Origin of the sequence: Rugamonas aquatica (assembly GCF_009380215.1) — a bacterium.
Taxonomy (GTDB): Bacteria; Pseudomonadota; Gammaproteobacteria; order Burkholderiales; family Burkholderiaceae_D; genus Rugamonas; species Rugamonas aquatica_B.
In genome coordinates this window covers 84,982-110,466 of the sequence record NZ_WHUG01000016.1, presented here as the reverse complement: position 1 = coordinate 110,466, position 25,485 = coordinate 84,982, and the positions used below count along the sequence as shown (strand labels likewise).

The window sequence follows — 25,485 nt, the reverse complement described above, 5'->3', positions numbered from 1 at the left end:
AGAACATCATGAGCATCGTAACCCTGGTAGGCGCAGGTCCCGGCGACCCGGAACTGTTGACGCTAAAGGCTGTCCGCGCCATTGAGCGTGCGGACGTGGTGCTGATCGACGACCTGGTCAACCCGGAGATACTCAGCTTCGCGCCATCTGCGGCGCGGGTGATCCAGGTCGGCAAGCGCGGCGGCTGCGCATCCACGCCGCAGGAATTCATCGAGCGGCTGATGATCGCCGAGGCGAGGGCGGGGCATCGCGTAGTGCGGCTCAAGGGCGGCGACCCGTATATGTTCGGTCGGGGTGGCGAGGAACGCGCATCGCTGCGCGCGCATGGCATCGAGGTCGATGTGGTGCCGGGCATCAGCAGCGGCCTGGCCGCGCCGTCCAGCATCGGCATACCGTTGACGCATCGCTCGTGGAGCCAGGGCGTCACCTTCGTCACCGGCCATGGCAAGGATGCGGAGTCCGAGCCGGAATGGAAAGCGCTGGCGCAGAGCGGCCTGACGCTGGTGATCTACATGGGCGTGGCCCGGGTGGACGCGATCCAGGCCGGCCTGCTGGCAGGCGGCGCGGAGGTCGATACGCCGGTGGCGGTAGTGCAGTCAGCCACGCGCGATAATCAGCGGCAGCTACTTACGACGCTGGGCCAACTGCCGCAGGCACTGCGCGACAGCGGCCTAGGCAGCCCAAGCATCATCGTCGTCGGCGACGTGGTACGCTGCGCGGACGACTGGCAGGCGCTGATCGAACCAGTGCGCGCTAGCGCTTGAGGCCAGACTTGAACCACGCCGCCAGGCCGGCGATGAAGTCCTGCAGGTTGGCCTTGTCCGGCGCCTGAAGCGCATGGCCGGCGTTGGGGTATTCGATGAAGGTGAAGTTCTTTTCCGGATGACGTGCGAAGTAGTCGCGCAAGGCTCGTCCGGATTCGATCGCCTCGCTGTCATCCTTCTCACCCATGGCTGCGATGATCGGGATATCCAATTTGGCGTAGGTAGTCAGCGGATCGTAGAACAGGCCATCGCCTTCAAGGCCGGCTCCTGGCCGATGAACGCCAGGGTGTCGTTTACTCGACGCTCCAAGGTGTCCGCCTGATTGTAGGACTCGGAACAGGCCTGACCATCCGCACCTTTCTGGATGCCGATCTTTTCGAGGAAGTAGACATCCACCGGCGCCGGGTAGCGTTCAAAGAAGAACGGCACGCGGCTGCCGAAGTCCTTGCAGCCCGATCCGCTGAGCAGCACGATGGGCTGCGCTACGTCGGGCGTTTCGGTATCGCGCAGGTGATAGTAGCGGCGCTCCTGCCCGTCAATCTTGAGCGTCGCTTCATCAAGCACGCGCGCCGCAAAGGCCGGTGTGGCTACAAGGGTGGCGAGTGCGGCATGAGTAAGCAGTTGGCGTAAGGTCATGGACACCAGCATATGGCAACGTTAATGTATCGTCAATATCATGGCCGTCGTTTGGTCGAGTAAAACCGTCGTTCGTCTCATGTATGCTGTCGGCTGCGCGGTAAAGGCACAGACTCCACTCTGTGATTAACCAACCGTGCCGGAACAGGCATCAACGACCATGAAAACGACCAAGTATCCACGTATCTTCGCCGCTGCCTGCTGGCTGTTCGGCGCCCCTTTGCCGGATCGGCAGCCCGCCTCGGGATCACGCCGCACGCTGGAGGCGGCCGCGCGCCTGCTGATCGCCGCCGTGTTGTGCGCCGCTATCGGCTCCCTGATCACCGGCATCGCTGAAGCCTCGATCGATTTCGTCCGGGGCTTCAACGCCGGCATGAACAGATCGGCGGACATCCCGCCGGAGGCCAGTGTGAATCTTCCGCTCGGCGTGCTGATAGGCCTGTCGCTGATGGCCATGCTGCTGGTCCAGAGCCGGGTGCTCAAATCCGCGATCGTCTATACCGGCGACCGTCTGAACCTGGAGCGCGAGCGGGCCAGCCGCCAGGAGCTGGAATCGACGCTGCGACTGCTCAAGGCGCAGATCGAGCCGCACTTCCTGTTCAACACTCTCGGCGCGGTCCAGCAGATGGCGGAAGACAAAGCCCCGCAAGCCGCGGCGCTGACCTCCGAATTGATCACCTTCCTGCGCGCCAGCATGACCAGCCTGCGCGCCGACACCATCGGTCTGGCCGAGGACTGCGCCATCTGCGAGGCCTACCTGCGCATCATGCAGGCCCGCCTGGGCCAGCGGCTGTCGTTCTCGATCGACTATCCGATGGACCTGGGCGCCTTCACGCTGCCGACCACGCTGCTGCTTACGCTGGTCGAAAACGCCGTCAAGCACGGGATAGAGCGCGCACCGGCGGGCGGCCGCATCGACATCAGCGCGCAACGCCAGCAGGACCGGGTTGTGGTGACGGTGGCCGACACCGGCGCCGGCTTCGGCGCGACGGTGGGGCAGGGCGTGGGCCTGCAGCACATTCATGACCGCCTGGCGCTGATCTACAATGACGAAGCCCGCCTGACGATAGAGGAAAATGCGCCAACCGGCGTCGTCGCCAGGCTCTATCTTCCCAACGTGGAGTAATGGTGATGACGTTGAACGACAGCCCCACCATATTGATCGCCGAGGACGAGGCCCTGATGCGCGAGCGGCTGCTGGCCCAACTGGCGCAGGCCTGGCCGCAGGCGCGCGTCGTCGCCGTCGCGGAAAACGGCAACGACGCCTGGGACGCCTGGGTGGAGCACGAGCCGGACGTGGTCTTCCTCGATATCCAGATGCCGGGACTGACCGGGCTCGAAGTGGCCCGCCGCATCGCCGAGCGCTCCCACGTCGTCTTCGTGACGGCCTACGACCAGCACGCGCTGGAGGCGTTGCAGCGCGGCGCCGTCGACTATCTGCTCAAGCCTGTCGATATCGCCTCGCTGGAGCGCGCCGTCGCCCGCCTGAAGCAGCGCACGCAGCAGGCTCCCGCCGCGCTGGGAGGTGTGCTGGCCGAGATCCAGCTGGCGAAGGCTCCGGCCCAGCGGCTGAAATGGCTCAAGGCCAGCGTCGGCAAGCAGATCCGCCTGATTAATGTGAACGATGTGCTGTTTTTGCAATCCGATACCAAGTACACCCGCGTGGTGCTGGCCGACGGCGAGGCCCTGATCCGCGTGGCCCTGAAGGATTTGCTGGAGGGGCTGGACCCCGAGCTGTTCTGGCAAATCCATCGCGGCACCATCGTCAACGCCCATGCTATTGCGGCCGTGGAGCGGCTCGATAACGAGCGTCTGCAGGTGCTGGTCAAGGGCAGCGATGAAGTGCTGGCGGTGAGCCGCACCTTCGCCCACGTGTTCCGCGACTAGGACGTCGCACCATCAAGGCGCACCGCCGGCGCGCACCGATAGCGTGCAATCGTGCACCGCAACATAGCATGATGGCCGCGCAGCCCACGCGCTGCGCTGCGCTCTCCCTCTGTAGCAGCCTCGAATCCACTCTGGCACGCCTCTTGCAATACAGAGGCTAAGGGATCAACGGCGATCCCCCCGAATACATACGCCGACCCAAAGACGGGTTGGCAGGACAACGGCGTCCGCCCAACCCGGTCTTAGGTGATCGTGGCTGCGCGGACGCCTTTTTGTTTTCTGAACGGGATAAAAAATGGCCACCAAAGCTACCAGCATCAAGCTCTTCTCGATCTCAACGCCTCAGATGCGGGCGTTCCACTTGACCTGGATGGCGTTCTTCGTCTGCTTCTTCGCCTGGTTCGCCTGCGCGCCGCTGATGCCGGTGATTAAAGGGGAATTCGGCCTGAGCATCGCGCAGATCGCCAACATCAACATCGCGGCAGTCGCCATCACCATCCTCGTGCGGCTGGTGGTCGGCCCGCTGTGCGACCACTTCGGCCCGCGCAAAACCTATACGGGCTTGCTGCTGCTGGGGTCCATCCCGGTGATCGGCGTCGCCTTCGCGCAGAGCTACGAGAGCTTCCTGTTCTTCCGCCTTGGGATCGGCGCGGCCGGCGCCAGCTTCGTTATCACGCAGTACCACACCTCGGTGATGTTCGCGCCTAAAGTGGTGGGCACCGCCAACGCAGCCGCCGCAGGCTGGGGCAATGCGGGCGGCGGCGTGGCGCAAGCCGTGATGCCGCTGCTAATGACCGCCATGGTCATGCTGGGCGTGAGCGAGGGCTTCGGCTGGCGCGCTGCGCTGATCGTGCCGGGCGTGCTGATGATCGTCATGGCCGGCGTCTACTACCGCTACACGCAGGACTGCCCGCAAGGGAACTTCAGCGAACTGCGCGCGGCAGGTATCGCCATCGATGGGGGAGCAAAGAAAGGCGGCTGGGAGAGCTTCAAACTGGCCTCCGCCAACTACCGCGTATGGCTGCTGTTTATCACCTACGGCGCCTGCTTCGGCATCGAGATCTTCATCCACAACATCGCCGCCATCTACTACGTCGACCACTTCAAATTGACGCTGGCGCAGGCCGGCATGGCGGCGGGCAGTTTCGGCCTGCTGGCATTGTTCGCCCGTGCGCTGGGCGGCTGGGTGTCGGACAAATTCGCCGCCATCGGCAACCTGAATAACCGCGTCACGCTGCTGTTCGTGCTGATGCTGGGCGAAGGCGCGGGCCTGCTGATGTTCGCCAACGCCGGCACCGCCGCACTGGCCATAGTCGCCATGCTGGTGTTCGGCCTGTTCACCCACATGGCCTGCGGCGCGACCTACGCCATCGTGCCCTTCGTCGACAAGCGCGCCCTTGGCGGCGTGGCCGGCATCATCGGTGCCGGTGGCAATGTTGGCGCCGTGGCTGCGGGCTTCCTGATGAAAGGCCTGGGTAACACGCAGCAGACGCTGAGCATCCTGGGCTTCGTGGTCGCCGCATCCGCGCTGTGCGCGCTGGCGGCCCGCTTCAGCAGCAGCGCCGTCGAAGAAACCGCCATCGCATCCAAGCTGGCAGCTTAAGAGGAAAACGCATCATGAAAATTATCGTTATCGGTCACGGCATGGTCGGCCACAAGTTCCTGGAAAGCCTGGCCAACAGCGGCGCCGCCAATCTGCAGGTGACGGTGCTGTGCGAAGAACCGCGCCCCGCGTACGACCGCGTGCACCTGTCCGAATTCTTCTCCGGTAAATCGGCGGAAGACCTGTCGCTGGTGAAGCCCGGCTTCTTCGACCGCGACGACATGGTGCTGCGCCTGAACACCCGCGCCACCGGCATCGACACCGCCCGCAAGACCGTCTCCACCGCCGACGGCAATGTGCTGGACTACGACAAGCTGGTGATCGCCACCGGCTCCTTCCCCTTCGTGCCGCCGCTGCCGGGCAAGGAGCGCAAGGACTGCTTCGTCTACCGCACCATCGAAGACCTGGAAGCGATGCTCGAATGCGGCCAACGCTCGAAGACCGGCGTCGTCATCGGCGGCGGCCTGCTGGGCCTCGAATGCGCCAAGGCCTTGCGCGACATGAAGCTGGACACGCACGTAGTCGAGTTCTCGCCGCGCCTGATGGCGGTGCAGGTGGACGACGGCGGCGCGCGCGTGCTGCGCCGTAAGATCGAAGAACTGGGCGTGACCGTCCACACGGGTAAAAACACCACCGCCATCGTCGACGGCGTCGATGGCACGCACCGCATGGAGTTCGCCGACGGCGGCCATCTGGATGCGGACATGATCGTCTTCTCGGCCGGCATCCGCCCACGCGACATGCTGGCCCGCGAGAGCGGCCTGACCATCGGCCCGCGTGGCGGCATCGAGATCAACAACAACTGCGTCACCTCCGATCCGGACGTCTACGCCATCGGCGAATGCGCGCTGTGGGGCGGCTTGATCTTCGGCCTGGTGGCGCCGGGCTACGAGATGGCGCGCGTCGCGGCCAAGCATATGCTGGGCGAAGCGGCGGAATTCGCCGGCGCCGACATGAGCACCAAGCTGAAACTGATGGGCGTGGACGTGGCCAGCATCGGCGACCCGCACGGCAAGGTCGAAGGCAGCCGTTCCTACCAGTTCACCGACGAGCGCAAACAGATCTACAAGAAGATCGTCGTCTCCGATTGCGGCAAGTACCTGCTGGGCGGCGTGATGGTGGGCGACGCCAGCGAGTACGGCACGCTGCTGCAAATGATGTTGAACAAAATCGAACTGCCGGAATCGCCGGAGTTCCTGATCCTGCCGCAGTCGGATGGTGCGGCCAGGCCAGGCCTGGGCGTGGATGCGCTGCCGGAAGGCGCGCAGATCTGCTCCTGCAACGACGTGTCGAAAGGCGCGCTGTGCGCAGCGGTTGCCGGCGGCGCCACCACCATCAGCGAACTGAAAAGCTGCACCAACGCCGGGACCTCCTGCGGCGGCTGCGTGCCGCTGGTGACGCAGGTGATGAAGGCCGAGATGAAGAAGCTCGGCATGGCCGTCAACAACCACGTCTGCGAACACTTCGCGTATTCGCGCCAGGAGCTGTTCCACCTGATTAAAGTCGGCCAGATCAAGAGCTTCGGCGATCTGCTGGCCAAGCATGGCAAAGGCCTTGGTTGCGACGTCTGCAAACCGCTGGCGGCCAGCATCCTGGCGTCGGTGTGGAACGACTTCGTGCTGAAGAAGGAACACGCCAGCCTGCAAGACACCAACGACTACTTCCTCGGCAATATCCAGAAGGACGGCACCTACTCTGTGGTGCCGCGCATGCCGGGCGGCGAGGTGACGGCCGATGGCCTGATCGCAGTCGGCATGGTCGCCAAGAAGTACCAGCTGTACACCAAGATCACCGGCGGCGCCCGCGTCGACCTGTTCGGCGCCCGCGTCGAGCAGCTGCCGCTGATCTGGGAAGAGCTGATCGCCGCCGGCTTCGAATCCGGCCACGCCTACGGCAAGTCGCTGCGCACGGTGAAGTCTTGCGTCGGCTCGACCTGGTGCCGCTATGGCGTCGACGATTCCATCGGCCTGGCGATCGAACTGGAAAACCGTTACAAAGGCCTGCGCACGCCGCACAAGATCAAGTTCGGCGTATCCGGCTGCACCCGCGAGTGCGCCGAGGCGCAGGGCAAGGACGTGGGCGTGATCGCCACCGAAAAAGGCTGGAACCTCTACGTATGCGGTAACGGCGGCATGAAGCCGCGCCACGCCGAGCTGCTGGCGACGGATCTGGACAAGGCCACGCTGGTCCAGTACATCGACCGCTTCCTGATGTTCTACACCCGCACCGGCGACCGCCTGCAACGCACTAGCGTATGGCGCGAAAACCTGGAAGGCGGCCTGGATTACCTGAAGCAGGTCGTCGTCAACGACAAGCTGGGCATCGCCGCCGAGCTGGAAGCCGATATGCAGCACGTGGTCGACACCTACGCGTGCGAGTGGAAGGAAGCTGTCGAGAATCCGGAAACCCGCAAGCGCTTCCGTCACTTCGTCAACAGCGAGAAGGGCGACGAGAACGTGCTGTTCATGGAAGAACGCGGCCAGATTCGTCCGGCCACCGTGGAAGAGCGCAAGCGCGTGATTCCGATCGCAGTCAAGGCAGCTTGAGGAGAAGATTATGCATCGCGATATTCAAACCGATAACTGGATCGCCGTCTGCAACCTGGACGACATCGTGCCCAACACCGGCGTGTGCGCCTTGCTGAACAAGCAGCAGGTCGCCGTGTTCCATGTGGACGACGGCAGCGCGCGCGTGTTCGCCATCGATAACTACGATCCGAATTCCGAAGCGTCCGTGCTGTCGCGTGGACTGGTGGGCAATCTGGGCGAACGCATCGTGGTCGCCTCGCCGATCTACAAGCAGCACTTCGACCTGCAAACGGGCGAGTGCCTGGAGGCGCCGGAGCATTCGGTCGCCACCTATCCCGCCCGCATCGACGGCGGCAAAGTGTGGGTAGGCCTGTGAACGAAATTCCGTCATTCCCGCGCACGCGGGAATCCATACGCAGCATCCTGGTGAGCGTTCTATGGATTCCCGCCTGCGCGGGAATGACTGCGGAGGGGGTAACTCAATGAAGCCATCACTGGTGGTCATCGGTAACGGCATGGCCGGCATGCGCACGGTCGAGGAGCTGCACAAGCTGGCGCCGGACATGTACGACATCACCGTGTTCGGCGCCGAGCCGCACGGTAACTACAACCGCATCCTGCTGTCGCCTGTACTGGCGGGCGAGAAGAGCATGGAAGACATCATGCTCAACACGCGCGAATGGTACGTCCAGCATGGCATCACGCTGCATGCGGGCGATCCGGTCGAGCATATCGACCGACGCAAGCGCATCGTCCGCGCCCGCTCCGGGCTGGAAGTGCGCTACGACCGCCTGCTGATCGCCACCGGTTCCAAGCCCTTCATCATTCCCGTACCCGGCCACCAGCTGCCAGGCGTGCTGGCCTTCCGCGACATCCAGGACGTGGAGAGCATGCTGGCGATGGCCCGCAATCACCGCCACGCCGTGGTGATCGGCGGCGGCCTGCTGGGCCTTGAAGCTGCCAACGGCCTGCAACGGCAGGGCATGTCCGTCACCGTGGTCCATGTCTCCGATGTGTTGATGAACCAGCAGCTCGACAAGCCGGCCGCGCTGCTGCTGCAAAAGGCACTTGAAGCCAAGGGCCTGAAATTCCTGATGAACGCGCAGACCGCCGAAATCGCCGGCCCGGACCGTGTACGCGCGGTGCGCTTCAAGGATGGCAGCGAAATCCCTGCGGACCTGGTGGTGATGACCGCCGGCGTGCGTCCCAATATCGACCTGGCCAAATCGGCCGGCCTGCATTGCGAACGCGCCATCGTTGTCGACGATACGCTGCAAACCTACGATCCGCGCGTGTACGCCGTCGGCGAATGCGTGCAGCACCGCAGCGCCACCTTCGGCCTGGTGGCGCCGATCTGGGACCAGGCGCGCGTGTGCGGTGCGCACCTGGCCGGCGCCGGCGTGCGCCGCTACGTGCAACAGACATCGCCGACCCGCCTGAAAGTGACCGGCGTGGACCTGTATTCGGTCGGTGATTTCGTCGGTGGCGAAGGCAGCGAAGACCTGGTGCTGCGCGATGCGCGGCGCGGCGTCTACAAGCGCCTGGTGCTGAAGGACGGCCGCGTCACCGGCGCCGTGCTGTACGGCGACGTCAAGGATGGCCCGTGGTACTTCAACCTGATTCAGAACCGTACCGACATTACGCCGATCCGGCAAAACCTGTTGTTTGGCGAAGCGCTTTCCGCGCGCGCCGCATGATTTGAGCGAGCAAGCATCTTGAACCTGTCCACCGACCATCTGGCAGTACGCACCACATGCGCCTATTGCGGCGTAGGCTGCGGCGTGCAGGCGACGCCCAAGGCCGACGGCACGATAGCCATCGCCGGCGACAAGCTGCACCCGGCTAACAAGGGCCGCCTGTGCGTCAAGGGTTCCGCCCTGGGCGAGACGGTAGGCCTGGAAGGCCGCCTGCTGTATCCGCAGGTGCGCGATGCCGGCGGCCTGCGGCGCGTATCGTGGGACGATGCGCTGGACAAGGTGGCCGGCACATGGCGCTCCATCATCGCCGAGCATGGGCCGGACGCTGTCGCGCTGTACGTCTCCGGCCAGCTGCTGACCGAGGACTACTACGTCGCCAACAAACTGATGAAGGGCTACGTCGGCAGCGCCAATATCGACACCAACTCGCGGCTGTGCATGTCGTCGGCGGTGGCCGGCTACAAGCGCGCCTTCGGCGAAGACCTGGTGCCGTTGTGCTACGACGACCTGGAACTGGCCGACATGGTGGTGCTGGTCGGCTCCAACACCGCGTGGTGCCATCCCATCCTTTTCCAGCGCATCCTCAAGGCCAAGGAGAGCCGGCCGGAGATGAAGATCGTCGTCATCGATCCGCGCCGCACCGCCACCTGCGAACTGGCCGACCTGCACCTGCCGGTCAAGGCGGGGACGGACGTATGGCTGTTCAACGGCCTGCTGAGCTACCTGGCGCGCATCGGCGCGGTCGATCCGGCCTTCGTCGACGAGCACACCAACGGCCTGGATGCGGCGCTGGAAACGGCCAACGTCGATTGCAGCGATCCGGCCGCCGTGGCCAAGATCTGCCGTATCGAGCTGCCGGTGCTGATGGAGTTCTACGAATCCTTCGCCGCCACGCGCAAGACCATCACCGCGTTTTCGATGGGCGTCAATCAATCGTCGGCCGGTACCGACAAGGTCAACGCCATCATCAACTGCCACCTGATCGGCGGCCGGATCGGCAAGCCGGGCATGGGGCCGTTTTCGATCACCGGCCAGCCCAACGCCATGGGCGGCCGCGAAGTGGGCGGCCTGGCCAATATGCTGGCCGCGCATATGGACCTGGACCGCGCCGACCATCGCGACGTGGTGCAGACTTTCTGGGACTCTCCCTCCATCGCCGGCAAGCCTGGCCTGAAGGCGGTCGACCTGTTCCGCGCCATCGAGGTGGGCACCGTCAAGGCGGTGTGGGTGATCGCCACCAATCCGCTGGTCAGCCTGCCGGATGCGGACCAGGTGCGCCGCGCGCTGGAGAAATGCGAGCTGGTCGTGGCCACCGACATCATGCAGAACACTGACACCAATGCCTACGCCGACGTGCTGCTGCCCGCGCTGGGCTGGGGCGAGAAGGACGGCACGGTCACCAATTCCGAGCGCCGCATCTCGCGCCAGCGCGCCTTCCTGCCGGCGCCCGGCGAGGCGCTTCCGGACTGGAAGATCCTGTCGCTGTTCGCGCAGCGCATGGGTTATGGCGGCTTCGATTTCTGCGGCGCCCACGGCGTGTTCGACGAGCATGCGCGTTTGAGCGGCTTCCGCAACGCCGTCGGCGACGTGCCGCGCGCGTTCGACATGTCCGGCTTGGCAGGGCTGAATCAACGGGAGTACGACGAACTGGAACCGACTCAATGGCCAGTACGCCGCACCGCTTCCGGCGAGCTGCAAACGGAAGCTCGCCTGTTCAAGGACAATGTCTACGCCCACGCAGATGGCAAGGCGCGCTTCATCGCTACCGCCACGCGTGCGCCGGCCAACGCCGTCAGCGAGGATTTCCCGCTGACGCTCAACACCGGCCGCGTGCGCGACCAGTGGCACACGATGACGCGCACCGGAAAATCCGCCACGCTGGCCGACCACATCGCCGAATCCTTCGTCGACATCCATCCGCAGGACGCACTGCTGCACGGCGTGCGCGAAGGTGAACTGGCGCGTGTCAGCTCGGAGTGGGGCGCGATGGTGGCGCGGGTGCAGCACGGCGGCGGCATCCCGCGTGGCAGCGTGTTCATTCCCATCCACTGGTCGGGCCAGACCTCGTCCGACGCCCGCGTCGGCGCGCTGGTCAACCCGGTGGTCGATCCGGTTTCCGGCGAGCCTGAGTTCAAGCACACGCCGGTGCGCATCGAGCAGTTCCGCGTGAACTGGCATGGCTTTATCCTCAGCCGCACCGAGATGAGCCTCGACAGCGTGGCCCACTGGACGCGGATACAGGGCCGCGAGTTCGCCCGCTACGAACTGGCCGGCCGCAACACCATCAAGGACTTCAGCGACTGGGCGCGCACGCTGCTGGGCGTGCGGGATCTGGACGCCGACTGGCTCGAATACGAAGACCGCACCGCCGGCGTGTACCGCGCCGTGCACGTGGTGAACGACCGCATCGAGCAGTGCATTTTCCTGTCGCCGCGCCAGGACATGCCGTCGCGCGCGTGGCTGGCCAGCCTGTTCGTCAAGCAGGAGCTCAGCGAAATCGATCGCGTCGGCCTGCTGGTCGGCATGCCGGTGGAGAAGGGCGCCGATACCGGGCCGACGGTATGCTCTTGCTTCGGCGTGGGCCGCAACACCATCTGCAACGCCATCATCGAAAAAGACCTGAAGACGGTGCCCGAAGTGACAGCCTGCCTGAAGGCGGGCGGCAACTGCGGTTCCTGCGTCCCGGAGATCAAGAAAATTCTTGTGCAAACCCGCGTGGAGGCAGCAGAAGAAAGGTTGTAAACATGGTAAATTAGACTATCGATCGCTTGATCATGACCACAGAGAGCGAACATGTCTATCCGTGAAAATTTCTCCGATGCCGATATGGACCAGTGGCTCAACGAGAATCGCGTCACTGAAATTGAATGCCTGGTGCCCGATCTGACGGGCGTGGCGCGCGGGAAGATCCTGCCGCGCGCCAAATTCACCCAGGAGCGCGGCATGCGCATCCCCGAGGCGGTGCTGGGCATGACCGTCACCGGCAACTACCCTACCGAGAACGCGGCCTACGACCGCGCCATCTCTTCAACGGACCGCGACATGATACTGCGCGCGGACCCCGGCAGCATCACCAAAGTCCCCTGGGCCATCGACCCGACCGCGCAAGTCATCCACGATTGCTACTTCGCCGACGGCACGCTGGTCGATTTCGCCCCGCGCTCGGTGCTGCGGCGCGTGCTCAAGCTGTACGCGGACCGCGGCTGGACGCCGGTGGTGGGGCCGGAGCTGGAGTTCTACCTGACCGAGAAGAACATCGATCCCGACCTGCCGCTGAAGGCGCCGGTGGGCCGCAGCGGCCGTGCCGAGACCAGCCGCCAGGTCTACAGCATCGACGCCGTCAACGAATTCGATCCGCTGTTCGAGGATATCTACGACTACTGCGCGCTGATGAACCTCGACGTCGACACGCTGATCCACGAAACCGGCGCCGGCCAGATGGGCCTGAACTTCCAGCACGGCGACGCACTGGCCTTGGCCGACAACGTCTTCTACTTCAAGCGCACCTTGCGCGAGGCGGCGCTCAAGCACGATATGTACGCCACCTTCATGGCCAAACCGATGGCGGGCGAGCCGGGATCGGCGATGCATGTGCACCAGAGCGTGAGCGACGCCGCCACTGGCCGCAATATCTTCAGCGCGGCGGACGGTTCGCCGTCGGCGCACTTCCGCCACTATATCGGCGGCCTGCAGCGCTACACGCCGGCGGTGATGGCGATCATGGCGCCGTATGTGAACTCCTACCGCCGCATCGTGCGCCACACGGCCGCGCCGATCAATATCCAGTGGGGCATCGACAACCGCACCGTGGGCTTCCGCATTCCGATATCGGGCGTCGAACAGCGCCGGGTGGAGAACCGCATCATCGGCGCCGACGCCAATCCCTACCTGGCGATGGCGGTGACGCTGGCCTGCGGCTACCTGGGCCTGGTGGACCAGCTGGAGCCGACGCCCATGACCACCGGCAGCGCCTACGACCATCTGTTCGAGCTGCCGCAAGGGCTGCCGCAGGCGCTGGAGCTGCTGCGGCGCGAGGACCGGCTGCGCGATGTGCTGGGCGAACGCTTCATCGACGTCTACACGGCGATCAAGGAACTGGAGCATCAGGAGTTCATGACCGTCATCAGCCCGTGGGAGCGGGAGCACCTGCTGTTGCATGTGTGATTGCGTCATTTATAATCACGGGTTCGACCAAGCGCGCGGCCTGCGGTCGGCCTACTTTTCACGGGTTTTCCCGTAATATTATTAATATCATTTATATTTTAATAACATGACCCAAGAGCGAGAACCCTTCCTGCTGATCCGCAACCTGGTTAAGGAATTCGACGGCGTCCGCGCCGTCAACGATGTGTCGGTGGCGATCAACAAGGGCGAGATCTTTGCGCTGCTGGGTAGTTCCGGCTGCGGCAAGTCCACGCTGCTGCGCATGCTGGCCGGTTTCGAAACGCCGACCCAGGGCCAGATCACGCTGGGTGGCAAGGACATCGTCGGCGTGCCACCGTACGAGCGCCCGATCAACATGATGTTCCAGTCGTACGCGCTGTTCCCGCACCTGACGGTGTGGGACAACATCGCCTTCGGCCTGCGCCGCGACGGCCTGCCGAAGGACGAAATCGCCGCCCGCGTTGAGCAGATGCTGGCATTGGTGCAGCTGACCGCCTACGGCAAGCGCAAGCCGCACCAGCTGTCCGGCGGCCAGCAGCAGCGCGTGGCGCTGGCGCGCAGCCTGGCCAAGCGTCCGCAGTTGCTGCTGCTGGACGAGCCGCTGGGCGCCCTGGACAAGAAGCTGCGCGAACGCACGCAGATGGAGCTGGTCGGCATCATCGAGGAAGTGGGCGTGACCTGCGTGATGGTGACGCACGACCAGGACGAAGCCATGAGCATGGCGACCCGCATCGCGGTGATGAGCGAAGGCCGCATCCTGCAGGTGGGCGCGCCGGGTGAAATCTACGAAACGCCGAACTGCCGCTTTGTCGCGGACTTCATCGGCAGCGTCAATATGTTCAACGGCAGCGTGTCGGTCGATGAACCGGACCACGTCATCATCGAAACGCCGGAAGGCCGCCACTACGTCACCCACGGCATCACCGGCACGATGGGCATGGCGGTGTCGGTGGCCGTGCGTCCCGAGAAGATCGCCGTGCAGGCAGAGGCGCCGACCGCGGCGCAGCGCGCCAACGCCAGCGAGGATGGCTACAACTGCGTGCAGGGCACGATCACGGCGATGGCCTACTTCGGCAACGAGACGCTGTACCACGTGCGCCTCGACAGCGGCATGGAGATGAAAGTTTCGCGCACCAACGCGGCCCGCCATGACGAATCGGCGCTCAAGCGCGACCAGCGCGTCTACGCGTGGTGGGACGGCGCCGACGTCGTCGTGCTGACCAGCTAAGGCGGAGCGCAGCCATGAAATTTCTCAAGAACCTGCTGACCGGGCGCTGGCTCACCGGCCGCAACGTGGTGATCGCCGTGCCTTTCCTGTGGCTGACGTTCGCCTTCCTGGTGCCGTTCCTGATCGTGATGCGCATCAGCTTCACCGAGGCGGACGCCGGCGGCAACCCCTTCGGCACCTTGATGACGCTGGCCGACGGCGTCATCACGCTCAAGGTCAAGGTATCCAACTACCTGTTCATCGCGCAGGATGATCTGTATGCGATCACCTACCTGAACTCCATCAAGTTCGCCGCCATCACGGCCTCGCTGTGCCTCATCATCGGCTACCCGTTCGCCTACTTCATGGCGCGCGCCAAGCCGACCGTTCGCCCGGTGCTGCTGATGATGGTGATGATGCCGTTCTGGACCTCCTTCCTGCTGCGCATCTACGCATGGAAGGGCATCCTGGCCAACAACGGCATCCTGAACCACTTCCTGATCAGCATAGGTGCGATCAACGAGCCGCTGCATCTGATGAACACGCAGTTCTCGCTCATTATCGGCATGGTGTACGCCTACCTGCCGTTCATGATCCTGCCGCTGTACGCCAACCTGGTGAAGATGGACCTGCGCTTTCTGGAGGCCGCGGCCGACCTGGGCGCGACGCCGATGCAGGCGTTCTGGCGCATCACGGTGCCGCTGTCGAAGTCCGGCATCATCGCCGGCACCATGCTGGTGTTCATTCCGGCGGTGGGCGAGTACGTGATTCCCGAGCTGCTGGGCGGCCCGGAAACGCTGATGATCGGCCGCCAGCTGTGGGACGAATTCTTCACCAATAACGACTGGCCGCTGGCGTCCTCGGTGACGGTGGTGGTGATCCTGCTGATCCTGGTGCCGATGGCGATCTTCAATAAATACAAGGCAGAGCAGGAGGCCCGCCCATGAAAGGACATTCCAACTTCGTGCAGCGCTGGTTCGGGCGCGGCTGGCTGTCGCTGGGTTATCTGTTCCTCTACCTGCCCATCGTGGTGCTGGTGGTGTTCTCGTTTAACAGCTCGCGCCAGGACATGATCTGGAGCGGCTTCTCGACCCAGTGGTATGCGGAGCTGATGAACGACTCGGAAATCATCAGCGGCTTCGGCCTGTCGCTGCGCATCGCGCTGCTGACGGCTTGCGCTTCGGTGGTGCTGGGAACGTTCGCGGCGTTTGTGCTGAACCGCTACCAGCGCTTCGCCGGCCGTACGCTGTTCTCGGGCATGGTCAGTGCGCCGCTGGTGATGCCGGAAGTGATTATCGGCCTGTCGCTGCTGCTGATGCTGGTGTCGGTGCAGAAGGCCTTCGGCTTCCCGGAGCGCGGCCTGGTGACGATCTGGCTTGGCCACACCTTGCTGGGCATGGCCTATGCGGCGGTGGTGGTGCAGTCGCGCCTTCAGGAGATGAACAAGTCGCTGGAGGAAGCGGCGATGGACCTGGGCTGCCGTCCGTACCAGGTGTTCTTCCTGGTGACGCTGCCGAACATCACGCAGGCGCTGGGTTCCGCGTGGCTGCTGACGTTCACGCTGTCGCTGGACGACGTGGTGCTGTCGGCCTTCCTGTCCGGCCCCGGCTCGTCGACGATGCCTATCGTGATCTTCTCTCGTGCGCGTCTCGGCCTCGATCCGCGCGTGAACGCGGTGGCGGCACTGACCATCCTGGTGGTGTCGATCGGCGTGATCGCATCGAGCCTGTACATCGCCCGCAACGAACGCCTGCGCCAGAAGCAGGTGGCTGCTGCGGCCAAGGGTTAATCCACGTAGCCCTGTTTGTGTTCCCACCAGGCGCAGGCGACGAAGATCGCCGCGCCGCACCATAGCACCGCCGGTAGCGCATTGATGCCGGCGATCTGCATCAACAGACCTGTCACCAGCGGCCCGCCGCTGCTGGTGATACCCCAACTGGCATTGACTACGGCGCTGGCCGCGACCAGCGATTGTCCCTGGAAGCGCGCGCCGCACGCCACCAGCGACAGCATGTAGATCGCTCCCGCCACAGCACCCAGCATCAGCAGCAGTATCCACCAGAGCCACGGCGTGCCGGCCGCAAAGGGCAGCAGCGGCAGCAGCACGCAGACGGCGATGCCGCAGCCGGTATGCACGCGCCGCCGTCCCACATGGTCGGCAAGCCAGCCGAAGGCGAATTGCAGCGCGGTGTCGCCGACCAGCACCACCGTGGCCGACAGCAGCGCCAGTTCGGTGACGATGCCCTGGCGGATCGCATACAGCGGCAGCAGGCTCAATGCCAGCGTGTCGAACAGCGCGAAGAAGGCCGCGCCGACTGCGATCATCGGCATGCGCGGCAGCACCGCGCGCCACGAGACGTGCGGCTCGTCCTCGTCGTGATGCGCGTCGTCGGCGATCAGAGCCATGCCGGGCAGCGCGAGCAGGAACAGCGCACCGCAGGCGGCGAACGGCCACGCTACCTTGCCCTCCAGGCCCGCCACAAGTGCAGGGCCTATCAGCTGGAACAGTGTGAACGCCGTGGTGTACATGGCGACCACGCGTCCGCGCGAGTTGACTGGCGCAAGATGGTTGACCCACGCCTCCCCGATGGTGAACAGTACGCCCATGCAGGCGCCGAATACAAAGCGCAGAAGACCCCACAGCAGCAGGTTGTCGGTCGTTTCCATCAACGCGGTGGACAGCGCGCTTGCAGTGATGGCGCCTAGCATGCAGCCACGCGGCCCGTAGCGTGCCACCCAGCGCGAGACGAAGGGCGTGGCGGCCAGGATGCCGAAGGCGCTGGCGGCGGTGATGATGCCGATGATGTCGGTGCCGATGCCGCGCTGGTCCAGCCGCAGCGCCGTCAACGGGATGGTGGCGCCCAGTCCCAGCCCGACCACGCCGATGCTGCTGACCAGCGCGCAGAAGTCTCGCCATGGCATGGTCTTCATGCTTGCACCCCGTCTGCGATCAGGTCCGCCAGGATGCGGCCGTAGTGGGCGATCTTCTCCGGCGTGCAGTAGGCGTAGCCGACCAGCAGGCCGCGCCGGGTCGGCTGCGCGAGGTAATAGGTCGATAGCGCCTTGACGCGGATGTCCGCAGCGGCGGCAGCCGCTTCCAGCGCCACATCGTCGGCGTCGTCGGGCAGCTGCACCACCAGATGCAGGCCGGATTCTTCGCTGGAGATCGTCACCTTGCCGCCGAGGCGAGGCGTGAGCTGTTGCACCAGCGTGCGGCGCAGCAGTTCGCGGCGGGCGCCGTAGGTCTGGCGTATCTTGCGGATGTGGGTGGTGAAGTGGCCCAGCGCGATAAAGTCCGCCAGCACCGCCTGCACCGTCAGTTGGCCGGGGCGCTGAAGGTCGTACAGCGCGCTCTTGAAGCCATCGACCAGCGCCGGCGGCACCACCAGGTAGCCGACCTTGATGCCGGGGTAGAGCACCTTGGAGAAGGTGCCCATGTAGAGCACGCGGTCGTCGATGTCCAGGCCTTGCAGGGCGGCCAGCGGCCGGCCGGTGTAGCGGAATTCGCTGTCGTAGTCGTCCTCCAGTATCCACGCATCTTTGCGCACGGCGATGTTCAGCAGCTCGCGTCGGCGGGCCAGACTCATGACGGAGCCCGTCGGATATTGGTGCGACGGCGTTGCATAGATCAGGCGCGGCTTGGTGGCGAGGTCGGACTCCTTCAGCACCATACCGTCGTCGTCGACCGCGATCGGATGCAGTTTCAGTTCGCGTGACTGGAATACGCGGCGCGCGCCCCAGTAGCCCGGATCTTCGACCCAGGCGGTGTCGCCGGCATCGGCCAGCAACTGCGCGCACAGGTCCAGCGATTGTTGGGTGCCGGCTGTAATCATCACCTGATCCACCGTCACTTTCACGGAGCGTGACAGGCGCAGATATTCGGTGATGGCCTGGCGCAGCGGCAGGTGGCCGCCGGACTGGCCGTAGTCCAGCAGGTCGGTGCGCGCCTCGCGCCAGATGCGGTTTTGCAGCCGCTGCCACAGCTTGAAGGGGAAGGACGAAAAATCATCCTCGCCCGGTGCGAAGGGCTGGATCTCGAAACGCGGGCCGGCCGCAAAGCTGGTCAACTCGCGGCCCCGTTTGGACAAGCGCGCGGCGCGGCCCTGCGACGATCCACGCGGCGCCGGCCCCGAACCGCGCATGCTGGCGCGTTGCGCCTGCAGGTCCGCCACGTAGGTGCCGCTGCCCATCGCGCTGGTGACGTAGCCCTCGGCCGCCAGCTGTTCGAACGCCGCGATCACCGTGTTGCGCGAGATGCCGAGATCACGCGCCAGGTCGCGGCTGGACGGCAGTTTGCTGCCCGCGCCCAGCAGCTGGCGGTGGATGGCGCTCTTGGCCGCCTCGTACAAACGGCGCTGCTGCGGCAGGCGCGGATGGAAGCCGGATAGTGCCAGCGTTTGGGCTAGCAGATCGGAAGTGGGCGACAGGGGATGCGGCATGATACTCAAAGTGGTTCCATCAATTTTAAACAAGTGGCACTCACAATGATACCAAAATAGGCATATGATGAAGACATGCGTAGCCCAATTGTCATTGTCCCCGCCTGTGTGAACCAGATCGGCGCCCATGCCAACCACACGGCCCAGTTCAAATATGTCGCCGCAGTGGCCGACGGGGCGGGCTGCACGCCGCTCATCATGCCGGCCCTGGGCGCGGCCACGGATTTTGAAGCGCTGCTGGCGCTGGCCGACGGCGTCATGCTGACCGGCTCACCTTCCAACGTGCACGCCGGCCTGTATGGGCAGGAAGTGCTGGAACCGTCGCTGCCGCAGGACGCGGCGCGCGACGCCACCACGCTGCCTTTCATTCGGGCGGCGCTCAAGCGCGGCATACCGCTGCTGGCGATATGCCGCGGCTTTCAGGAAGTGAACGTGGCGCTGGGCGGCACGCTGCACCAGGCGGTGCACAACGTGGCCGGCATGGCCGATCACCGCGAGCGCAAAGACCAGCCGTTGGAGCAGCAATACGCAGCGTCGCATCGCGTGCTGCTGGAGCCGGACGGTCAACTGGCGCGCATTCTGGGCGGCGCTTCGGAAATCATGGTCAATTCGCTGCATGGCCAGGGCATCGCCCAACTGGCGCCATCGCTGGCCGTGGAAGCACGCGCTGACGACGGCCTGGTGGAAGCCTACCGCGTAGCAGACGCCAAGAGTTTTGCGCTCGCGGTACAGTGGCATCCAGAGTGGCGCCTGACGGAGAACCCCGATTCCGTCAAATTATTCAAGGCCTTCGGCGAGGCCTGCCGCAACTATAAAAATCAACGCTAAAAAAGAGAGAGAACCATGGCAATCCGCGAAAATTTTACTTATACCGACATGGACCTGTGGCTCAACGAGAAGCACGTCACCGAAATTGAATGCCTGGTCCCCGACTTGACCGGCGTGGCACGCGGGAAGATCCTCCCGCGCGGTAAGTTCACCCAGGAGCGCGGCATGCGCATCCCCGAAGCGGTGCTGGGCATGACCGTGACCGGCAACTACCCGGTGGAGGACGCAGGCTACGACCGCGCCATCTCCACCACCGACCGCGACATGATACTGAAGGCCGATCCGACCACCATCACCATGGTGCCGTGGGCCACCGATCCGACCGCGCAGGTGATCCACGACTGCTATTTCTCCGACGGCCGCCTGGTCGATTTCGCGCCGCGCTCCGTGCTGCGCCGCGTGCTCAAGCTGTATGCCGACAAAGGCTGGAAACCTGTCGTGGCGCCGGAACTGGAGTTCTACCTGACCGCCAAGAACAGCGATCCCGATCTGCCTTTGAAACCGCCTATCGGCCGCAGCGGCCGTGCGGAAACTAGCCGCCAGGTCTACAGCATCGATGCGGTGAACGAGTTCGATCCGCTGTTCGAAGACATCTACGATTACTGCGACCTGATGAACCTCGACGTCGACACGCTGATTCACGAAATCGGTGCCGGCCAGATGGAAATCAACTTCCTGCACGGCGATCCGCTCGGCCTGGCCGACAAGGTGTTCTTCTTCAAGCGCACCTTGCGCGAGGCGGCGCTCAAGCACGATATGTACGCAACCTTCATGGCCAAGCCGATGGCGGGCGAACCGGGTTCCGCGATGCACGTGCACCAGAGCGTGGTCGATCTGAAGACCGGCAAGAACATCTTCAGCGCGGACGATGGCTCGGCCGCGCCGATCTTCAAGCACTACATCGGCGGTCTGCAACGCTACATGCCGTCGGCGATGGCGATCGTCGCGCCGTATGTGAATTCGTACCGCCGCATCGTGCGCCACACGGCTGCGCCGATCAACATCCAGTGGGGCATGGACAACCGTACCGTCGGTTTCCGTGTGCCGGAATCGGGTGTGCAGGATCGCCGCGTGGAGAACCGCATCATCGGCGCGGACGCCAACCCGTACCTGGCGCTGGCGGTCACGCTGGCCTGCGGCTACCTTGGCATGACCGAGCAGCTGGAGCCGACGCCGATGACCGTCGGCAGCGCCTACGATTTGATGGTCGAACTGCCGCAAGGCTTGCCGGAAGCGCTGCAACTGCTGCGCGGCGAGGACAAGCTGCGCAGCGTTCTGGGTGACCGCTTCATCGACGTCTACTCCGCGATCAAGGATCTGGAGCATCAGGAATTCATGACCGTCATCAGCCCGTGGGAGCGTGAGCACCTGCTGCTGCACGTCTGATCACTTTTGATAGGAACCACTATGTCGAACAATCCATTGGCGCCTGGCGCCTCCCTGGTCGCGTCGGTGAAGGCCGCAGCGCGTCCGGAAGTGTATGACACCGCCGCCATCCAGAAGCTGGACACGGCCCACTACATGCACCCCTTCACCGACCACAAGGCGCTGGGCGAAAAAGGCGCGCGCGTGATGGTGCGCGGCGAGGGCATCTACCTGTGGGATTCGCAAGGCAAGAAGGTATTGGACGGCATGTCCGGCCTGTGGTGCGTCAATGTCGGTTACGGCCGCACCAGCATTTCGGAAGCGGTGTACAAGCAGATGGAGACGCTGCCGTTCTATAACAGCTTCTTCAACACCACCAATATCCCGGCGGTGGAGCTGGCGGCCAAGCTGGTGAAGATTTCGCCGCCGCAGTTCAATCACGTCTATTTCACCGGCTCAGGCTCGGAAGGCAACGACACCAATCTGCGCATGGTGCGCCGCTATTGGGATGTGCTGGGCTACAAGGAACGCCACACCATCATCAGCCGCCACAACGCCTACCACGGCAGCACTGTGGCCGGCGCGTCGCTGGGCGGCATGGATGGCATGCACGCGCAGGGTGGCTTGCCGATTCCCGGCATCGTTCATATCGGCCAGCCGAACTATCTGGAGTCCGGTCGCGGCATGACGGAGGACGAATTCGGCATCGAAGCGGCATCGTGGCTGGAGAAGAAAATCCTGGAGGTCGGCGCGGACAAGGTCGCGGCCTTCATCGGCGAGCCGATACAGGGCGCGGGCGGCGTGGTGATTCCACCTGCCACCTACTGGCCGGAGATCCAGCGCATCTGCGACAAGTACGGCATCCTGCTGATCGCCGATGAGGTGATCTGCGGCTTCGGCCGGCTGGGTAAGTGGTTTGCGTCTGAGCTGTTTGGCATCAAGCCGGACTTGATTACTTTCGCCAAGGGCGTCACGTCTGGCTATGTGCCGCTGGGTGGTGTGCTGGTCGGCGACCGCGTGGCCAATGTGCTGATCGAGAAGGGCGGCGAGTTCAATCACGGGTTTACCTACTCGGGCCATCCGGTAGCCTGCGCTGCGGCGCTGGAAAATATCCGCATCATCGAAGACGAGAAGCTTGTCGAGCGTGTCGGCAGCGAGACCGGGCCGTATCTGAAAAAGCGTTTTGCCGAGCTGGCGGATCATCCGCTGGTTGGTTATGCTGACAGCTGCGGTTTCGTCGCCGGGCTGAATCTGGTGCGCGTCAAAGGCGCTACCGTGCACGAGAATGTGCCGTTCGACGAGGAGCTGGCGGTGGGCATGGTCTGCCGTGGCTATATGTTCGGCAACGGCATGATTATGCGCGCCGTCGGCGACCGCATGATTATCGCGCCGCCGCTGGTGATGACCTGCGCGCAGATCGACGAAATGATCGCGCTGATTCGCCACTGCCTGGACCTGACCTACGCGGACGTTCAGCAGCGCGGCTGGCTGTAATTCAGAATTGGAGACGCATATGACTACAACATCATGGCATGAACGGGCGAGCAGCCTGCAGATCGACGGCCGCGCCTTTATCGGCGGCGAGCGCGTCTCGGCAAAATCGGAACAGCAGTTCGAGAACCTGTCGCCGATCGACGGCCGCAAGCTGGGCATGGTGGCGCGCTGCGATGGCGCCGATGTCGACGTGGCGGTTGCCGCCGCACGCGCTGCATTCGAAGACCGTCGCTGGGCCGGCAAGTCGCCGGCGCAGCGCAAGCGCACGCTGATCAAGTTTGCGGACCTGGTGCAAAAGTACGGCCCGGAGTTGGCGCTGCTTGAAACGCTGGACATGGGTAAACCGATCAAATACAGCCAGAGCGTGGACGTGGGCGCAACCGCCAACTGCCTGCGCTGGTATGGCGAGGCGATCGACAAGATCTACGACGAGATCGCACCGACGGCGGCCAACAGCCTGGCGCTGATTACGCGCGAGGCGGTCGGCGTGGTGGCGGCCATCGTGCCTTGGAATTATCCGATGATTATGGCCGCGTGGAAGATCGCGCCGGCGCTGGCAGCCGGGAATAGCGTGGTGCTCAAGCCGTCCGAGAAATCGCCGTTGACGGCGCTGCGGCTGGCGGAGATCGCGCTGGAGGCGGGCATTCCGCCGGGCGTGTTCAATGTGCTGCCGGGTTATGGCCACGAGGCCGGCGCCGCGCTGGCACTGCACATGGATGTGGACTGCATCGGCTTCACAGGCTCCACCCGCGTCGGCAAGCAGATTTTGCAGATGGCCGGACAATCGAATTTGAAGCGGGCATGGACTGAGTTGGGCGGCAAGTCCGCCAACATCGTCTGCGCCGATTGTCCCGATCTGGACAAGGCGGTACAGGCGGCGATTGGTTCCATCTACTTCAACCAGGGCGAGAGCTGCAACGCGCCTTCGCGCCTGTTCGTTGAAGCGTCGATCAAGGACCAATTCCTCGAAAAGGCGATGGCGATGATGCCGAGCTTCCAGCCGGGCGATCCGCTGGACGAGAACACTGTCATGGGCGCCATCGTCGATGCGACGCAATTGAAGACGGTGATGGGCTATATCGAAGCCGGCCAGTCGGGCGGCGCCAAGCTGCTGTCCGGCGGCCGCCAGGCGCGCACCGATACTGGCGGCTTCTACGTCGAGCCGACGCTGTTCGACCAGGTCGACAGCAGCATGACCATCGCGCGCGAAGAGATCTTCGGGCCGGTGCTGTCGGTGCTGAGCTTTACCGACGTGAAGGATGCCGTCAAGCAGGCCAACTCCACGCCGTACGGCTTGCAGGCCGCCGTGTGGACTGCCGATATCAGCAAGGCGATCCAGACGGCGCGTGCGCTGCGGGCAGGCACCGTGCATGTGAACCAGTACGACGGCGACGACATCACCGTGCCGTTCGGCGGCTACAAGCAGTCCGGTAATGGCCGCGACAAATCGCTGCACGCTTTCGATAAATACACCGAGCTGAAAACTACATGGATACAAATCGGCTAGACAGTACGGCGGCTCGCTCGACGGAAGAATCGCAGCGCGAGCTGGCTGCGAAAGGCGTGCGTTTCGTGTTCGCGCAGTTCACGGACATCCACGGTGCGGCCAAGGGCAAGCTGATACCGCTGGCGCATCTGGACGATATCGTCTCTCCGGGGGCTGGATTTTCGGGCCCGTCGATCTGGGGCACGGGCTTGCCGCGTACCGGTCCGCGTTCGGAATACTATGGCCGCGCCGATCTCTCCACCTTGAAGATCATGCCGTGGCTGCCGGGCTACGCGCGCGTGGTGCTGGATGGCCATGTGGCGGGCGTGCCTTTCGACGCCTGCCCGCGCCAGGTATTGCGCAAGCAGGTCGAGCGGCTGGCGCAGCGCGGCTGGACCTTGAACGCGGGTCTGGAACCGGAGTTCTTCCTGCTGCAAAAAGGTGCCGACGGCTATGACGCCGAAGCAGCCGACACGCTGGAAAAACCATCCTACGACACCAAGAGCCTGTTGCGCCGGCGCGGCTTCATCGAGAAGCTGACTACGTCGCTGGATCAGTGTGGACTGGGCGTTTTCCAGATCGACCACGAGGATGCGACCGGCCAGTTCGAAGTCAACTACAAGTACGCCGACGCGCTCAAGGCGGCGGACAACTTCATGCTCTTCAAGATGGCGGCGCAGCATATCGCCGAAGAGGAGGGCATGCTGTTCTCGATGATGCCCAAGCCGTTTGCCGACCGTCCGGGCAGCGGGCTGCATTTCCATCTGTCGCTGGCGAACGTCGCCGGCAAGCCGCTGTTCGCACTGGGTGAAGAGACGGAGCCGGGCGGGCGCGATCTCGGCCTGTCATCGCTGGCCTATCACTTCATGGCGGGCCTGCTGCATCACGCCCCGGCCTTGGCAGCGCTGTGCGCGCCGACGGTCAATTCGTATAAACGATTAATGTGCGGGCAGTCGCTGTCTGGCACTAGTTGGGCGCCGGCCTTTATCGGCTATGGCGACAACAACCGCACCACGGTGGCGCGGGTGGTCTACCAGCGCATCGAGTGGAGGCTGCCGGATAGTTCGGCCAATCCCTATCTGGCGCTGGCCGGTGTGATTGCTGCGGGACTGGATGGCATCGACCGGGCGCTGGCCGCCGGTGAGCCGATCAATCAGGATGTGTACGAAATGTCCGATGCGGCGCGGGCGGAGCTGGGATTGAAGCTGCTGCCGCAGAATCTCGGCGAGGCCGCCGCTGCGCTGAAGGCCGACGCGGTGCTGGCCGCAGCACTGGGTACGGATATCGTCAACGAGTTTGTGGCGCTGAAGAGCGCTGAATGGATCGAATACAGTCAACACGTCAGCGCCTGGGAGACCAGACGCTATCTCGACCGCTTTTAGGAGCA

General features: G+C 64.2%; 21 protein-coding genes. 17 read left to right on the top strand and 4 right to left on the bottom strand.

Features of this window, described 5'->3' with window-relative positions:
- The first annotated feature begins 8 nt into the window (after positions 1 to 8).
- Entirely contained in the window at positions 9 to 764 is a 756-nt protein-coding gene (cobA, locus tag GEV02_RS27520) for a uroporphyrinogen-III C-methyltransferase (RefSeq protein ID WP_152841076.1), read from the top strand.
- On the opposite strand, the gene GEV02_RS27515 is transcribed toward cobA, so the two are convergent.
- Together GEV02_RS27515 and GEV02_RS27510 are read right to left on the bottom strand one after the other, a co-directional pair.
- Complete coding sequence (locus GEV02_RS27515) at positions 754 to 951, bottom strand: hypothetical protein (RefSeq protein ID WP_152841075.1); 198 nt, start codon at positions 949 to 951, stop codon at positions 754 to 756. The genes cobA and GEV02_RS27515 overlap by 11 nt on opposite strands.
- Before the next feature lie 38 nt (positions 952 to 989).
- Entirely contained in the window at positions 990 to 1,400 is a 411-nt protein-coding gene (locus GEV02_RS27510) for a hypothetical protein (RefSeq protein ID WP_152841074.1), read from the bottom strand.
- A gap of 160 nt (positions 1,401 to 1,560) precedes the next feature.
- Here GEV02_RS27510 and GEV02_RS27505 point away from each other — a divergent pair, with 160 nt between their 5' ends.
- The 11 genes from GEV02_RS27505 to GEV02_RS27455 all read left to right on the top strand — a co-directional run bounded on the left by GEV02_RS27505 (position 1,561) and on the right by GEV02_RS27455 (position 16,275).
- Positions 1,561 to 2,526 carry a sensor histidine kinase gene (locus GEV02_RS27505; protein WP_152841073.1) on the top strand — a complete coding sequence of 322 codons (966 nt, stop codon included), beginning with the start codon at positions 1,561 to 1,563 and terminating at the stop codon, positions 2,524 to 2,526.
- A gap of 5 nt (positions 2,527 to 2,531) precedes the next feature.
- Entirely contained in the window at positions 2,532 to 3,287 is a 756-nt protein-coding gene (locus GEV02_RS27500) for a LytR/AlgR family response regulator transcription factor (RefSeq protein WP_152841072.1), read from the top strand.
- Positions 3,288 to 3,582: 295 nt separating this feature from the next.
- Entirely contained in the window at positions 3,583 to 4,890 is a 1,308-nt protein-coding gene (locus GEV02_RS27495) for an MFS transporter (protein ID WP_152841071.1), read from the top strand.
- Between the two features lie 14 nt (positions 4,891 to 4,904).
- The gene (nirB, locus tag GEV02_RS27490; protein WP_152841070.1) at positions 4,905 to 7,436 is read left to right on the top strand and encodes a nitrite reductase large subunit NirB; all 2,532 of its coding nucleotides are present in this window, start codon (positions 4,905 to 4,907) and stop codon (positions 7,434 to 7,436) included.
- 10 nt (positions 7,437 to 7,446) lie between these two features.
- Entirely contained in the window at positions 7,447 to 7,794 is a 348-nt protein-coding gene (nirD, locus tag GEV02_RS27485) for a nitrite reductase small subunit NirD (protein WP_070270974.1), read from the top strand.
- Positions 7,795 to 7,900: 106 nt separating this feature from the next.
- Positions 7,901 to 9,115, top strand: a complete 1,215-nt coding sequence (locus tag GEV02_RS27480; RefSeq protein ID WP_152841069.1) for an NAD(P)/FAD-dependent oxidoreductase — start codon at positions 7,901 to 7,903, stop codon at positions 9,113 to 9,115.
- 18 nt (positions 9,116 to 9,133) lie between these two features.
- Positions 9,134 to 11,857 (top strand): nitrate reductase, encoded by a 2,724-nt coding sequence (locus tag GEV02_RS27475; protein WP_152841068.1) that lies wholly within the window; start codon positions 9,134 to 9,136, stop codon positions 11,855 to 11,857.
- Between the two features lie 51 nt (positions 11,858 to 11,908).
- The gene (locus tag GEV02_RS27470; RefSeq protein WP_152841067.1) at positions 11,909 to 13,279 is read left to right on the top strand and encodes a glutamine synthetase family protein; all 1,371 of its coding nucleotides are present in this window, start codon (positions 11,909 to 11,911) and stop codon (positions 13,277 to 13,279) included.
- Between the two features lie 106 nt (positions 13,280 to 13,385).
- Complete coding sequence (locus tag GEV02_RS27465; protein ID WP_152841066.1) at positions 13,386 to 14,507, top strand: ABC transporter ATP-binding protein; 1,122 nt, start codon at positions 13,386 to 13,388, stop codon at positions 14,505 to 14,507.
- Between the two features lie 14 nt (positions 14,508 to 14,521).
- A complete protein-coding gene (locus tag GEV02_RS27460; RefSeq protein ID WP_152841065.1) occupies positions 14,522 to 15,433 on the top strand; it encodes an ABC transporter permease subunit in 912 nt (303 codons plus the stop codon).
- Entirely contained in the window at positions 15,430 to 16,275 is an 846-nt protein-coding gene (locus tag GEV02_RS27455) for an ABC transporter permease (protein ID WP_070270980.1), read from the top strand. The genes GEV02_RS27460 and GEV02_RS27455 overlap by 4 nt, the downstream gene beginning before the upstream one ends.
- Here GEV02_RS27455 and GEV02_RS27450 read toward each other — a convergent pair.
- Positions 16,272 to 17,417, bottom strand: coding sequence for an MFS transporter (locus GEV02_RS27450; protein WP_152841064.1), 1,146 nt, complete (start codon positions 17,415 to 17,417; stop codon positions 16,272 to 16,274). The genes GEV02_RS27455 and GEV02_RS27450 overlap by 4 nt on opposite strands.
- Positions 17,414 to 18,925: a MocR-like pyridoxine biosynthesis transcription factor PdxR gene (pdxR, locus tag GEV02_RS27445; protein WP_152841063.1), complete on the bottom strand. Its 1,512-nt coding sequence runs from the start codon at positions 18,923 to 18,925 to the stop codon at positions 17,414 to 17,416. The genes GEV02_RS27450 and pdxR overlap by 4 nt, the downstream gene beginning before the upstream one ends.
- A 75-nt stretch (positions 18,926 to 19,000) precedes the next feature.
- On the opposite strand from pdxR, the gene GEV02_RS27440 reads away from it, so the two are divergent.
- The 5 genes from GEV02_RS27440 to glnT are packed head-to-tail and all read left to right on the top strand — an operon-like array spanning position 19,001 to position 25,480.
- Entirely contained in the window at positions 19,001 to 19,753 is a 753-nt protein-coding gene (locus GEV02_RS27440) for a gamma-glutamyl-gamma-aminobutyrate hydrolase family protein (protein WP_152841062.1), read from the top strand.
- Between the two features lie 15 nt (positions 19,754 to 19,768).
- On the top strand, positions 19,769 to 21,139 hold the full coding sequence (locus tag GEV02_RS27435) for a glutamine synthetase family protein (protein ID WP_152841061.1): 1,371 nt from the start codon (positions 19,769 to 19,771) through the stop codon (positions 21,137 to 21,139).
- Between the two features lie 21 nt (positions 21,140 to 21,160).
- On the top strand, positions 21,161 to 22,612 hold the full coding sequence (locus GEV02_RS27430; protein ID WP_152841060.1) for an aspartate aminotransferase family protein: 1,452 nt from the start codon (positions 21,161 to 21,163) through the stop codon (positions 22,610 to 22,612).
- 19 nt (positions 22,613 to 22,631) lie between these two features.
- Positions 22,632 to 24,119, top strand: a complete 1,488-nt coding sequence (locus GEV02_RS27425) for an aldehyde dehydrogenase (RefSeq protein WP_152841059.1) — start codon at positions 22,632 to 22,634, stop codon at positions 24,117 to 24,119.
- The gene (gene glnT, locus GEV02_RS27420; protein ID WP_152841058.1) at positions 24,101 to 25,480 is read left to right on the top strand and encodes a type III glutamate--ammonia ligase; all 1,380 of its coding nucleotides are present in this window, start codon (positions 24,101 to 24,103) and stop codon (positions 25,478 to 25,480) included. Before GEV02_RS27425 ends, glnT begins: the two co-directional genes overlap by 19 nt.
- The last annotated feature ends 5 nt before the right edge of the window (positions 25,481 to 25,485 follow it).

What these genes read in the sequence shown, in the direction of transcription:
- cobA (WP_152841076.1), top strand. Translation starts at nt 9, where the DNA reads ATGAGCATCGTAACCCTGGTAGGCGCAGGTCCCGGCGACCCGGAACTG.
- GEV02_RS27515 (WP_152841075.1), bottom strand. Translation starts at nt 951, where the DNA reads ATGGGTGAGAAGGATGACAGCGAGGCGATCGAATCCGGACGAGCCTTG.
- GEV02_RS27510 (WP_152841074.1), bottom strand. Translation starts at nt 1,400, where the DNA reads ATGACCTTACGCCAACTGCTTACTCATGCCGCACTCGCCACCCTTGTA.
- GEV02_RS27505 (WP_152841073.1), top strand. Translation starts at nt 1,561, where the DNA reads ATGAAAACGACCAAGTATCCACGTATCTTCGCCGCTGCCTGCTGGCTG.
- GEV02_RS27500 (WP_152841072.1), top strand. Translation starts at nt 2,532, where the DNA reads ATGACGTTGAACGACAGCCCCACCATATTGATCGCCGAGGACGAGGCC.
- GEV02_RS27495 (WP_152841071.1), top strand. Translation starts at nt 3,583, where the DNA reads ATGGCCACCAAAGCTACCAGCATCAAGCTCTTCTCGATCTCAACGCCT.
- nirB (WP_152841070.1), top strand. Translation starts at nt 4,905, where the DNA reads ATGAAAATTATCGTTATCGGTCACGGCATGGTCGGCCACAAGTTCCTG.
- nirD (WP_070270974.1), top strand. Translation starts at nt 7,447, where the DNA reads ATGCATCGCGATATTCAAACCGATAACTGGATCGCCGTCTGCAACCTG.
- GEV02_RS27480 (WP_152841069.1), top strand. Translation starts at nt 7,901, where the DNA reads ATGAAGCCATCACTGGTGGTCATCGGTAACGGCATGGCCGGCATGCGC.
- GEV02_RS27470 (WP_152841067.1), top strand. Translation starts at nt 11,909, where the DNA reads ATGTCTATCCGTGAAAATTTCTCCGATGCCGATATGGACCAGTGGCTC.
- GEV02_RS27465 (WP_152841066.1), top strand. Translation starts at nt 13,386, where the DNA reads ATGACCCAAGAGCGAGAACCCTTCCTGCTGATCCGCAACCTGGTTAAG.
- GEV02_RS27460 (WP_152841065.1), top strand. Translation starts at nt 14,522, where the DNA reads ATGAAATTTCTCAAGAACCTGCTGACCGGGCGCTGGCTCACCGGCCGC.
- GEV02_RS27455 (WP_070270980.1), top strand. Translation starts at nt 15,430, where the DNA reads ATGAAAGGACATTCCAACTTCGTGCAGCGCTGGTTCGGGCGCGGCTGG.
- GEV02_RS27450 (WP_152841064.1), bottom strand. Translation starts at nt 17,417, where the DNA reads ATGAAGACCATGCCATGGCGAGACTTCTGCGCGCTGGTCAGCAGCATC.
- pdxR (WP_152841063.1), bottom strand. Translation starts at nt 18,925, where the DNA reads ATGCCGCATCCCCTGTCGCCCACTTCCGATCTGCTAGCCCAAACGCTG.
- GEV02_RS27440 (WP_152841062.1), top strand. Translation starts at nt 19,001, where the DNA reads ATGCGTAGCCCAATTGTCATTGTCCCCGCCTGTGTGAACCAGATCGGC.
- GEV02_RS27435 (WP_152841061.1), top strand. Translation starts at nt 19,769, where the DNA reads ATGGCAATCCGCGAAAATTTTACTTATACCGACATGGACCTGTGGCTC.
- GEV02_RS27430 (WP_152841060.1), top strand. Translation starts at nt 21,161, where the DNA reads ATGTCGAACAATCCATTGGCGCCTGGCGCCTCCCTGGTCGCGTCGGTG.
- GEV02_RS27425 (WP_152841059.1), top strand. Translation starts at nt 22,632, where the DNA reads ATGACTACAACATCATGGCATGAACGGGCGAGCAGCCTGCAGATCGAC.
- glnT (WP_152841058.1), top strand. Translation starts at nt 24,101, where the DNA reads ATGGATACAAATCGGCTAGACAGTACGGCGGCTCGCTCGACGGAAGAA.